10 protein-coding genes are annotated in these 11,708 nt (G+C 52.3%); 1 reads left to right on the top strand and 9 read right to left on the bottom strand.

Annotation, left to right across the window (positions count from 1 at the left end):
- Window positions 1–24 precede the first annotated feature (24 nt).
- A complete protein-coding gene (locus HFP08_RS14770; RefSeq protein WP_168121363.1) occupies window positions 25–480 on the bottom strand; it encodes an SRPBCC domain-containing protein in 456 nt (151 codons plus the stop codon).
- 139 nt (window positions 481–619) lie between these two features.
- Between HFP08_RS14770 and HFP08_RS14765 the strand changes: the two genes are divergently transcribed.
- Window positions 620–1,432 carry a helix-turn-helix domain-containing protein gene (locus HFP08_RS14765; RefSeq protein ID WP_168121362.1) on the top strand — a complete coding sequence of 271 codons (813 nt, stop codon included), beginning with the start codon at window positions 620–622 and terminating at the stop codon, window positions 1,430–1,432.
- A 554-nt stretch (window positions 1,433–1,986) separates the two neighbouring features.
- Here the strand turns inward: HFP08_RS14765 and trxA are convergent.
- From trxA to HFP08_RS14725, 8 genes are all read right to left on the bottom strand, one after another.
- On the bottom strand, window positions 1,987–2,298 hold the full coding sequence (trxA, locus tag HFP08_RS14760; RefSeq protein WP_168121361.1) for a thioredoxin: 312 nt from the start codon (window positions 2,296–2,298) through the stop codon (window positions 1,987–1,989).
- Between the two features lie 75 nt (window positions 2,299–2,373).
- Window positions 2,374–2,793 (bottom strand): RrF2 family transcriptional regulator, encoded by a 420-nt coding sequence (locus HFP08_RS14755; protein ID WP_168121360.1) that lies wholly within the window; start codon window positions 2,791–2,793, stop codon window positions 2,374–2,376.
- 218 nt (window positions 2,794–3,011) lie between these two features.
- Window positions 3,012–4,535: a sulfatase family protein gene (locus HFP08_RS14750; RefSeq protein WP_168121359.1), complete on the bottom strand. Its 1,524-nt coding sequence runs from the start codon at window positions 4,533–4,535 to the stop codon at window positions 3,012–3,014.
- Between the two features lie 40 nt (window positions 4,536–4,575).
- Complete coding sequence (locus HFP08_RS14745; RefSeq protein ID WP_168121358.1) at window positions 4,576–5,472, bottom strand: carbohydrate ABC transporter permease; 897 nt, start codon at window positions 5,470–5,472, stop codon at window positions 4,576–4,578.
- A 12-nt stretch (window positions 5,473–5,484) separates the two neighbouring features.
- Entirely contained in the window at window positions 5,485–6,444 is a 960-nt protein-coding gene (locus HFP08_RS14740) for an ABC transporter permease (protein WP_168121357.1), read from the bottom strand.
- 74 nt (window positions 6,445–6,518) lie between these two features.
- Window positions 6,519–8,120, bottom strand: coding sequence for an extracellular solute-binding protein (locus HFP08_RS14735; protein ID WP_168121356.1), 1,602 nt, complete (start codon window positions 8,118–8,120; stop codon window positions 6,519–6,521).
- A gap of 148 nt (window positions 8,121–8,268) precedes the next feature.
- Complete coding sequence (locus tag HFP08_RS14730; protein ID WP_168121355.1) at window positions 8,269–9,855, bottom strand: response regulator; 1,587 nt, start codon at window positions 9,853–9,855, stop codon at window positions 8,269–8,271.
- Window positions 9,852–11,597 carry a cache domain-containing sensor histidine kinase gene (locus HFP08_RS14725; RefSeq protein ID WP_168121354.1) on the bottom strand — a complete coding sequence of 582 codons (1,746 nt, stop codon included), beginning with the start codon at window positions 11,595–11,597 and terminating at the stop codon, window positions 9,852–9,854. The genes HFP08_RS14730 and HFP08_RS14725 overlap by 4 nt, the downstream gene beginning before the upstream one ends.
- Between the last annotated feature and the right edge of the window lie 111 nt (window positions 11,598–11,708).

Below are 11,708 nucleotides of genomic sequence, written 5' to 3'. Positions count from 1 at the left end.
CTATTTTGCTGCGCGTACAAAAATCTAGAAGCCCATATCCATCGTCTTGCCCGTCTCGGCGTACGTCTTCACATTGCTCATAATGATCGGCCAGCTCTCCCGCGTTCTCTCGTAGGAAGGATGATCATCCGGCCACTCATCATTGATGAGCGTAACCTTGGTGCTGTTGCCAACCTGATCAAGCGTCAGGGTAACTCGCGTTTCAAGATTGGCGTGATTCTCGTTATAGGACGGTCCCGGATGCTCGGTATAGCTCATGACTTTGTTCTGCTCGAACGCAAGAATATTGCCGTAGACATGAACCGTCTCGTCGCCTTCGCTTCCCGGACCAATATAACGGTAAGGAGCGCCAATCTCGAAGGTGGTGTCGAGCGCGCAGCCGAAGAAGATCGCCTTCACCCCTTCTGGGCTTACGAGCGCGTCCCATACCTTCTGCGGCTCCGTGCCGACATAGATTACATAGCTCAACTCTGGTTTCATAGGAATGTCCTCCTTGGGGATACGTGGTTAGTAGTTGCAATGTTGGTAAGCGATTGCTAATCTCTATGATAATAGGCTATCGAAACTTCGTATTGTAAAATTGCGACAATTCCGTATCAACTCAAAGGAGGTGGCAACATTGACGGCTCAGCAACCCGATTCTACCCGAGGCATTCTGAAGCCTGCCGCAGGATTTCAAAACTTCGAATTGGATCGATTCGAGCCTGCAGACGCGCTCCGGCCTTTCGTTGAGAACTATTGGTCGGTGAAATGGGATCTCAGAGATCATGCGCCGTACAAGCAGACGATTCTCTCCTTCCCGTCGGTGAATCTCTCCTTCGAAATCATCGGAGACGAGAGATTCGCGGGCGTCTACGGCATTCCCAGCGCTACATATACGCGTTCCTTGCAGGATGAAGGCATGGTGCTCGGCGTGAAATTCAAGCCTGGCGGCTTCTTCCCGTTCTGGAAACGAAGCGTCGCCGAGCTTAACGATAAGATCCTGCCATTAGAGGGACATGTGGAGACCTCTTCTCAAGATATCGCCTTCATTCTGGAGCAGCATACCGTGGCGAGCATGGCTGAGGCCGCCGAACGGTTCCTGCTTGCGAGACTTCCTGAGCGCGACGAGCAAGCCGAGCTTGCCGGACTAATTGTCGATTGGATCAGCGAGGAGCGTTCGGTCATCTCCGTAGAAAATATCGCTGAACATTTCAGCCTTCATGTGCGCACGCTGCAGCGTCTCTTCAGCCGCTATATCGGCGTTAGTCCGAAATGGGTCATCAAGCGCTTCCGCCTTCAAGAGGCTGCCGAACGCATGAAGCTGGGAGAGCACGACGATTGGACCGCTCTCGCCCAAGAGCTCGGTTATTTCGATCAGGCCCATTTCATCAAGGACTTCAAGGCGATGGTCGGCAAACCGCCCGATGCGTATGCCCGGGAGCTGTCCTGAGCATAGGGCAGTTGCCCGACTCCCACTCCATCTGCATCCTCGGATCCTCGCATCCTTGTATCCTGGATTCTGGATTCTGGATTCTGGCATCCTGGCATCCTGGCATCCTGGCATCCTGGCATCTGCTAGAATGTAACGGACATTTCCGGCTCTTAGAAGCCCATTTCGGTTAAATCCAAATTCTAAAGGACATTTTGGACCCTTAGAGCGACGAATGAACAAATATCAACCTAAGAATGGGCTCTAACAGTCGAAAATGTCCTTTAAAAATAAAAACGAGCTGATTTTGCTGTGTAAGAGTCGAAAATGTCCGTTAGCGCTCGCGACAGCTCCAGCCGCTCCAATAGCTTCGCCTACTCTACACTCTTCAACAGCTCCGTCCACTCCAGCCACTCCGCACCTCCAGCAGCTCCACCCGCCCCAGCCACTCCGCACCTTCAACAGCTCCGCCCGCTCCACCTCTCGAGCTGCGACACCCACTCCACACGCGCCAAAAAAACCGCCTGCCTCGTCCTGAGACGATGAACAAGCGGTTTTTGTTTTACAGCTATAGCTTACATTTGACTCGAAATTTTCGCTTTCAAAGCGTCTTTGCTCTGCAGGCCTACCATTTTGTCGACAGGCTGCCCGTCTTTGAACAAAATCAATGTCGGAATGCTCATAACGCCGAATTGGGAAGCCAGCTCAGGCTCCTCGTCCACGTTGATTTTCGCAATTGTCGCTTGCCCTTCAAGCTCGCCGGCCAATTCCTCAACGATTGGAAGCTGCATTTTGCAAGGTCCGCACCATGGCGCCCAGAAATCCACCAAGGATACGCCGCTTTGCACTTTATCGGTAAAGTTGTCTTTCGTCAGTGCTACTGCCATTCTAATCATCCTCTCTTATCCAAATTATATATGATGATGGGATATCCCGCCCTCATCGCTGCAAATCATTACCCGCTACTGGCAATCATGAATCTGACTGAGCACATCACCAATGGTAATCGTGCTGAAATGCTCCTCCAGCTTCTTCTCCGCGGTACAGAAGATGCCGAACATTACTTGATTCATATTGGAGCCCACTAAGCAATCCATGCAAGGATCGCCCGAGCACCAGCTTGGGATTAAGGAGCCTTGCGCCATTACGCGATAAATATCGGACAGAGTCACCGAAGCCGGATCGATGGTCAGCCTGTAGCCGCCTCCGGAGCCTTCGCGAGTCTCCACGTAACCGCTCTTGCGCAGTCCGCTCATGACCTTGCGGATACGCGCGGAATGCGTGCCGACATTCTCGGCAATCATGTCGCTGCTCGCCATTCTCTCCGGCAAATAAGCTAAATATACGAGACTGTGAACCGCAATCGTAAATTCACTATTCACTGTGAGCTGGCCTCCCTTGCTTGATACTGTAATATTATCAGTTACAGTTGATGCTGTCAAGGGCTGCATAGCGGTATTTTCAATTGAAGCTCTGCCTATTCATTGCACGCGCCATGTGTAGGATATGGATTTCGAGCCGCAATTATTCGCTAATCTTCGAAAGAGGCTTTTGGATAACGAATGTCCCGGAAATCGCGCAGATCGCTTTGTGACGACGATTAGATATGCTTCGCTTTCACCTCTGCATAATTCAGCTTCACCGTCTCGTTCAGAGGCAGACGATCCTCCTTCTCCAGCATCCAATGCAGCAGCTTCCGCTCGAGCGACGAACGGATATCCGAGCAAGCGGGATCATCGAACCGATTGCGAAGCTCGTCGGGATCGCCCGCGAGATCGTAGAGCTCGCCTTCTCCGTTCGCGTAGACGTTCAGCTTCCACTCCGGCGTGCGGATGCTCCTCCCTCTTCCTACCCAAGCGTCGCGGTAAGCGCACCAGACGAAATACCGGTCATCGAACGGATGCTCCGGGCGAACCGTAATATCGGAGACGCGCATGGGCTCTCCTTCCTCGCCGCTCTCGATCACCACATACTCGCGCGCCGAGCAAGGCTCGCCTCTCAGGAAAGGCGCAAGGCTCTTACCCTGAACGCCTGGCGGAATCGGGATGCCGGCCATGTCCAGGAAGGTGGGCATCATGTCGATCAACTCCGCCATCTGCGCGGTCCTGCGCGACCCTCCATAGCCAGGGGCGGCCACGATGAACGGAACGCGGGTGAAGGAATCGTAGAACATGTTATGCTTCTGAATCAATCCATGAGCGCCCATCGAATCGCCGTGATCCGATGTGAACAGGACGACGGTATTGTTCGTTAGCCCCAGCTCGTCCAGCTTCGCAAACACTCGTTCAAGCGTATCGTCAATGAAGCGAATCATGCCGTAATGAATCGCCCGAACCTTGCGGACCAGATCGTCGTCCGCCGTGTCCATGGCGTCCATCAGATGAGCCACGCGCTGCCGTTCCGGCTTCTCCTCCAAGCGGTCCTTGGGCGGAAGCGGCACCGTTGCGGGATCGATCAGACTCGCGTACGGTTCGGGAGCCTGATAGGGCGTGTGCGGATCCGGGAACGACAGCCAGGTGAAGAAGGGCTTCTCGGGATCGCGCTTATTCTCCAGATAGTCGAGCATGGTTTCCCCGAGCAGGTAGGTTCCGCATTTCTCAGGACGCGCCGGATTCGTTCCATGCCCGAGCGGACTTGCCCAGCAAGATCGGGACCACTCATGCGCCGCCTTGCATTCGGGATCATCCCTGTAGCCGTCAACGAGATGGCCATGATCCGCCAGCCGGACGTAATCGAATACCTCCCCAAGCACGCTCGCCTTCCCTGGCTCCGTCATTCCCGCCGAATCATACGTCTTGGCGTTGTCCATGAACGCATGATTCTTGCCGATAAGAGCCGTCTGATAGCCGTTTGCCTTGAGAACCTGGGGCAAGGTAACCTCGGCAGGATTAATCATCATATGATTCGCCTGAACTCCGATTGTAGACGCATACCTGCCCGTGAACATCGACGATCTTGACGGCGAGCAAGCCGGATAATTGCAGAAAGCATGCTCGAAGACAACCCCGCGTTCGGCCAACTTCTCCAGCGCGGGTGTTTTTAATACGGAGTTGCCGTACAACCCAAGCGTTTCCGCCGATTGCTGATCCGTTTGAACAAGAAGCAAATTAAGTCTGTTGCTCATCTCTTTCTCCCTTTCCTCGAAATCTGCGGCCTCTAAGCCCTCAGCCTTTAATGGAGCCGATCATGACGCCCTTGACGAAATAACGTTGAATGAACGGATAAAGCAGCAGCACGGGAGCGCTCGAAACGATAATAACCGAATACTTGATGCTCTCGGCCATCATGACGCGCTCCGTCATGCCGATATCGCCGCCTGTCATGTCATCCTGATTCAGAATAAGAATTTCACGCAGAACAAGCTGAAGCGGATATAAATCGCGATCCTTCAGATAGATCAAAGCATTGAAATAAGAATTCCAGTGCGCTACGCCGTAGAACAGCACCATCACCGCCAGAATCGGCTTGGAAAGCGGCAGAATGATGCTCCACAGCATTCGAAAAAAGTTGCAGCCGTCCATCCATGCGGACTCCTGAAGCTCGCCAGGGATGCTGTTCTGAAAAAAGCTCCGCATCACGATGAGATTGTAGGTCGCGATGGCGCCGGGAAGCAGCATAGCCCACACTGTATTGTTTATCCCCAGATCCTTCACCAACAAATAAGTCGGAATCAAGCCTCCGCTGAAAAACATCGTGAACGTCACAAAGAACATCAGGTAGCTTTGGCCCGGCAGATCCTTGCGGGAAAGCGGATAAGCCGCCAGCACGGTCATTGTCAGATTAATGATGGTGCCCGCCACCGCGTAAAAAATAGTATTGGCATAGCCGTTCCAGATTTTCTCGTTCTCGAAAACCAGCTTATACGGCTCCAATGTAAAGCCTTTGGGGAGCAGCCAAACCCTTCCGTCAACAACGTCAATCGGATTGCTGAACGAGGCGCTGATCACGAATAGCAAGGGATACCCAACCATTATAAAAAGAAGGATAGTGATGCCGTAGACAACGGCGTCGAAGATCTTGTCATCTCTTGATCGCAGCCCGGTATCATTCGATGTATGCATGTTCTCTCTCCTCTACCATAGACTCGAACCGGTTTTTTTCCGCGCAAACCAATTCACCAGCAACAAAAGGGTGAAATCAATCAAGGTATTGAACAGACCGGCAGCCGCCGTATAGCTGAATTGACCGCCTTGAATCCCGTTTTTATAAACGAAGGTCGGCAATATGTCGCTCCTGCTTGCATTCAGCGGATTCTGCATCAACAGCGCCTTCTCGAAGCCAACATCCATCAATGAGCCAATCTGAAGAATGAACAAAATAATGACGGTTGGCAGAATGCCCGGAATCGATACATGCAGGATCCGCCGAAGCCTCGTGGCGCCATCGATTTTGGCCGCTTCGTACAAGGTGGGATCGATGCCGCTAAGCGCGGCAAGGTAAATAATCGAGCCCCACCCCATATGCTGCCAGATGCCCGAGGAGACGAAGATCGCTTGAAACCATTCCGCCTTCTTCATGAAGAACACGGGGTCCATTCCCAGCATCGTCAGCATTTGATTCACCTTGCCGGTCTCCGGATCGAGGAAGATATTCAGCATCCCGACCAGTACGATAATCGAGAGAAAATGAGGAATGTACGTCGTATTCTGCAGCAGCTTCTTCAGCCAGCCGATTCGAATTTCATTAAGCAGCAGCGCCAGCAGGATTGGAATCGGGAAGCCGACAATCAACTGAAGCGCGCTAAGGGAGATCGTATTCCACAGCAAATCCCAGAAGTAAACCGAGGAGAAAAATCGATCAAAATGCTTGAAGCCCGCCCATGGACTATCCATGATGCCCTTCGTCGCAGAGAAATCCTTGAAGGCAATCGTAATGCCGTACATGGGAACATATTTAAACAAAATATACCAGATTACAGGGATTAACAGCATCACGTAGAGTTGATAGCGAATCAGCGCGCGTTTCCATAAAACATGCTTCTGTTTCAGCCCGCCTCGGGGTGATGCTGCCGGTTTCGCAGCCTCCGCTTGCATCCTTTCACGCTCCTGTCTATAGGCCCCTGGAAAAACCGAAGGCGGCGTTCGATTCGCCGCCCCGGGGGCCCTCCTTATTTCATGGCTTCGTACGCCGCTTGATACGCCTTCTCCAGTTCGTCAATCTTCATCTTCTTCAGCGTAGCCGCGTATTCGTCCCACTTATCGAAGCTGAGCTCGCCGATAATGAACCTCGCAACCGATTCCTTCACGTATTTATCAATATCCGCTTTGATCGGGATGATGCGATCCGAGGTTTCCTTGTCGAAGATCGGAGCGCCCAGGACGGTTTCGGGCAAATAATCTTCAATATATTGATTCAGCTCCAACACCTTGTCATTTTCAACGATATTGCCGTATTTCTCTGTCACGACGTAAGGAAAGCCTCCGCCGGGCACCAGATTCACTTCGCCCAGAGATGCCATAAAGCCGCGGGAATCATTCTTGATCGAATCATTGATGACCGGCTTGCCGTCCTTCATCGTATAAGTCTCGCCTTCTACGCCATATTGAAAAAATTTAGATCCTTCCTCGCTGTAGAAATAATCGACCCAACGAATGGCGGCTTCCGGGTTTTTGTTCTCCCTGGTAATCGCAAACGTACCAATCGGCGCGGCAATCGGTCCGGTAGCCGAGTAGATCTGATCGCCATGTGGACCCGTAATCGGCGCCATGCCGGTGAATTGATTCTCGACCTGCAAGAACGGATCGGAGGCTTGAATAAAGAACATGCCGATAAGGGCCTGGGACAAATTGCTTCTCCAGCTTGGCAAATCACCGGCATAGAAGTCTTGCCACAACAGCTTCTCGCTGTAGAGCCGATTCAGAAATTGCAGCAATTCCTTGAAACGGTCATCCGCCAGCCAAATTCGAGCCTGTCCGTCCTCGATGTTGAGCTGATAGCCCATCTGCTGCTCCAGGCCGAACGAGCCCGAGAATGTGGAATACACCATTCCAATATCCCTTAAGCCGAGCGCTATCTCATCCTTCTTGCCGTTGCCGTTCGGATCGTTGTCGCGGAACGCGCGGAGCACCGTGAACAGCTCGTCGATATTCGCAGGCGCTTCCATATTAAGCTTGGCTAGCCATTCCTTGTTGATCCAGATCTTGTCCGAACGGCCCGAGCTCTGCAGGCGCACGCTTGGCAGCGAGTAGATATGCCCGTCGGCAGCCGTCACCGATTTTTTCACTTCCGGATAATCCTCGAAAATTTTCTTCAGATTGGGTGCGTTGTCGTCTATCAAATCCTCGAGAGGAATCAGCATTTGCTCCTGCTGTCCGTAGCGTGAAATATCCGTATTGGTCAGACCGGCCCGAAGGAAAATATCCGGCAGCTCATTCGAGGCAAACAGCAAATTCCGCTTCTCGTCGCAGCCCTGTCCGCTCGATGGAATCTCGTCGAATTGCAGCTTGACGTTGCTCATTTTCTCGTATGCCTTGAAAATCAGAACATCGCCCCATTCCGCCTGATTCGGATCCTTGCAGCCGAATACCTTCATGGTGACGGCCTCATTCACGATCGGAAAGCCCGACTCAGTGAGATTTGTTCCCGTTTCCGAATGGTTGGAATCGGAATCATTCTTTTCCTTTGCGTTGCTGCAAGCCGATGTCAGCGTCGTTGCCGTCAAGACAGTCGCAAGCATCGTGAACATAAGCTTCCTCGTCCTCGCCTTCATTTAACCCTTCATCCCCTTTTCTCATTATCATGGTCCCCACTCTTATGCAAAGGCTTACATTCGGGAACTTGAAATCATTATAAACCGGGGGAGCTTGTGAAAGCGTTTCACATTTATGCACTTTCGTATCACATTTATGAAGCCGTCTTCAATGAGATCGTCCTTGTATGCGTTGCATGTAGGCATATGGCGTTTCGCCTGTCGCTTCCTTGAACACGCGGATGAAATAGCTGTTGCTGCTGAACCCCAGCTTGGCATGAAGCTCTTTGAGCGGCGTATCCCCTTCAAGCAAAAGCTGCTTGCCGCGTTCGATGCGCTGCTCCGTCAGCAGGCCTGTGAACGTCCGGCCGGTCTCTTCCTTCACTAACCGACTTAAGTACGATGGCGTGATGCCTAGACCATCCGCGGTTTCCTCCAGCGTAACGCCTTCGCGGTATCGCCCGGCGATGATCTGCAGCGCTTGCCGTACATGACGCGAATAGCCGGAAGAGAAATGACGACTTTGGAGCTCCTCGGCCAACTTCGTATAAATACAGCAGACCGCCGATCGCGCTTGGGCGCTCGTCAGGCCGGGGCGCTGGAATATCGATAGCTCCTGCACCATCCAGGCAGCCGAAAGATTCGCCTTCCGCGCAATTTTGGCCGCGATTTGCACCAGCTCCGCGGATACTCGTTCCAGAGGCATCGTCTTGGCTTGCCCTTGCTTCCCGGCGCCCATGATATCCTGAATGACAGCTATCGCCTCCTCCGCATCGGCCGCCTCCATAGCGGCGAGAAGCCGCTTCTCGTGCCCGATGGTCACAAACGGAGCCTCCGAAGAATGTCCGTCATGGACAAACCGGCTTTCCTGTCTTTCCAGTTGTTGAATAAGTCGACGATAGACCTCATTGCTCTGCTCGAGCATGGAGAAGCTCGGACTGATCAGAAGCTTGGCTGCCAAGTTCATATACAGCTTCAGCGAAGATTCCAGACGGGAGCCCTTGGCCGCGACCCGCTGCGCTGCCGCATGCTCGCTTCTCTCCTTGCCGCTGACAATCAGCATAGCCCAGCGTCCGCGATCCAACGCTACGGTGCAGCTCCATGGATATCCGCCGACGGCTTGATCGCATAAATCGGTTATCGACTTTAGATACGGAATTAATTCCTGCTCTTGCATGCGCGCGGCGAGTACGTCGTAGTGGGCAAGCTGTATAACCATAAGAACAAAGCTCGATTGCTCCCTGCTCAAGCCGCTCTTCGAGAAGTAGCTTTCCAAAGGATGCAAATCGGAATCTACGCCCATGAAATGATCGTGAAGAACGGTTCTGGCCAATGCCATGTCCGCAAGCTCCGTTGCCTGCTTCCGTGCTTCGCTCTCCTGAAGCTGTTTGCGGATATGGCCGATTACAGCGCCGAGCGTATCGGGAGATAGCCGATGCTTCAACAAATAATCGACCGCTCCATGGCTAAGAGACCCCCGAACGTACTCGAAAGAATCATAACTGCTTAGCACGATTACTCTCAAAAGAGGATTGGCGGCAAGCAGTTGACGAATTAACTCCAAGCCGGTCATGCCCGGCATGCTCATATCGACGATTACGGCATCCGGCCTCTGCGACTCCACCAGTTCCAGCGCTTCGTGTCCGTCTCCGGCTTCTCCGCACAGCACGAAGCCTTCCTTCTCCCATTCCAGAATGGAACGAAGGTGATTGCGCACCAGCGGTTCGTCATCGATGAAGGCGATTTTCCAGTTCATGCTTTTGCCCTGCCCTTCTCTTTGCATTGCGGAAGCCGCAGCTCCACCGTCGTCATCATGCCCGGCACGCTGACAATCGACAATCCATACGAATCTCCGAAGGTAAGCCTTATGCGGTCCTCCACATTGCGGATCCCAATGCCGGTACCCTCCTGTGCATCCGTTCCGGATTCAGGCTTATGGATGGCTGCGATTTGCTCCTCCGTCATTCCCGTGCCATTGTCCGTCACATCGATAATCAAATCGGAATGATTACCGCAATAGCATTTGATCGTAATCATACCTCCTCGCTCCGATGAAACGCCAAACCCGTGCAACAGCGCGTTTTCCACGATCGGTTGAAGCACAAACTTCGGAATCAGATATTCCAACGTCTGTTCTTCCGCATCGATGCTTACGGTAATTCGATCCATAAAGCGATATTTCTGAATGCTCAAATAGCGCTTCAACAGCTCGAGTTCTTCGCGGATCGAAATCAGATCCTGTTTCTGATCCACGGCGGAACGCATGAGCTCGACGAGAGCCGACGAGATTTCGCCAATATTCGGCACCTGCTGCATTTTGGCCAAATAATTAATCGTGTTCAGCGTATTATAGAGAAAATGCGGATTAATCTGCGATTGCAGCGCTCGGTATTCGGCTTCCCGCTTTTGCCTGCCCCGCTCTTCCGTCTCCTCCATCAGCTCCTGAACATGCGTCATCATAGAGGAGAACATCACGCTAAGCTGTCCCACCTCATCATCCCCTTGAATGCGCGGCCTTGCCTTTAATTGTCCTTCCCGAACGCGCTTCATCGTGTTGTGCAATCGCTTCAAATTTTTAGTAATCTGTCTCGAGAGCACGATGGAGATCATATGCACGGCCAGCAACACCAGAAGCGTATTCAGAATGAGATGCTTGCGAATCTGCTCCACCTCCCGCAGCAGCTCCCTTGTCGGAACCATACCGATCGTGGTCCAGCCTGTGAGCTCCGACGCAATCTGTACGGTTAAATACGTTTCTCCCCCGGCCGGCTTCAGATGACTTCCGGAATCCGTTCCCGCCTCCCTGCTCACGTCCTCCATCGCCAAAGCCAGATTCGGCTGCCCGCTTTCATTAGAACCGCTGTAATAGATCATTCGGCTCTGGCTGTCGACCACGCCGATGACACTCCCCTTCAAAGGTTGAATTTCGAAGACCCGTTTCATGAAGTCGGTATGAAATTCGATCACGCATAGCCCAATGCTCTTCCCTCCCGCCAATAAAGGGCGAATAAGAAACATGGAGTTCTCCGTTCCATTGTCGAATAGCACATGCCTTTGATTGTTCCGCAAATCCTCGTTCTCAAGCAGCCTTTGCAGCTTGGACCGACTGATCCTCGCAGAGCCGTTCTGAAACAGCTTGCCGTTATAGCCGATAATCGAAATTCGCTCTATATAGGCTTTATACGCCGCCATAGAGGTGATATAATCCTCAACCAGCTTCTTCTCTTTGAACCACTCATACGAAGGAGCGGCCGTGTCGCTAAGCAAGCTTTGAGCCATCATGTCCCGGGTAACAATCACCTTGGCGATTTGATCGGCTTCCTCCATTGTGGAGCGAAGCTTCTCATCCGCTCTTCGAATGCTGTCCGAAATATAGGTTGTCGCATTCTCCTCAATAACGCTCGAAGCGTTTCGATAGGTGCTGTACGAAATCGGAATGATTGCCAAGCAGATCATAATGCTGAAGGCCATGAACATTTTCCCCTGAATCGTGCGCATGTAGTTTCCTCCGTCTAATGTAAACGCTGTCACTCTGCCTTAGAGACCGTGTGATACAATCAAATAGTAGCATAGTGAGTGAAGGACAACCGATTAACCATTATGCATATT

The sequence above is a fragment of the Paenibacillus sp. HB172176 genome, from assembly GCF_011947265.1.
In the GTDB taxonomy this organism is placed as follows: domain Bacteria; phylum Bacillota; class Bacilli; order Paenibacillales; family Paenibacillaceae; genus Pristimantibacillus.
The sequence above is the reverse complement of the archived record's forward strand: the minus strand, read 5'-3'. Positions and strand labels throughout refer to the sequence as shown.

Bases quoted from the DNA above. Each gene is read 5' to 3' on its own strand.
- HFP08_RS14725 (WP_168121354.1), bottom strand. From the start codon at position 11,597: ATGCGCACGATTCAGGGGAAAATGTTCATGGCCTTCAGCATTATGATC.
- HFP08_RS14740 (WP_168121357.1), bottom strand. From the start codon at position 6,444: ATGCAAGCGGAGGCTGCGAAACCGGCAGCATCACCCCGAGGCGGGCTG.
- HFP08_RS14745 (WP_168121358.1), bottom strand. From the start codon at position 5,472: ATGCATACATCGAATGATACCGGGCTGCGATCAAGAGATGACAAGATC.
- HFP08_RS14735 (WP_168121356.1), bottom strand. From the start codon at position 8,120: ATGAAGGCGAGGACGAGGAAGCTTATGTTCACGATGCTTGCGACTGTC.
- HFP08_RS14750 (WP_168121359.1), bottom strand. From the start codon at position 4,535: ATGAGCAACAGACTTAATTTGCTTCTTGTTCAAACGGATCAGCAATCG.
- HFP08_RS14770 (WP_168121363.1), bottom strand. From the start codon at position 480: ATGAAACCAGAGTTGAGCTATGTAATCTATGTCGGCACGGAGCCGCAG.
- HFP08_RS14730 (WP_168121355.1), bottom strand. From the start codon at position 9,855: ATGAACTGGAAAATCGCCTTCATCGATGACGAACCGCTGGTGCGCAAT.
- trxA (WP_168121361.1), bottom strand. From the start codon at position 2,298: ATGGCAGTAGCACTGACGAAAGACAACTTTACCGATAAAGTGCAAAGC.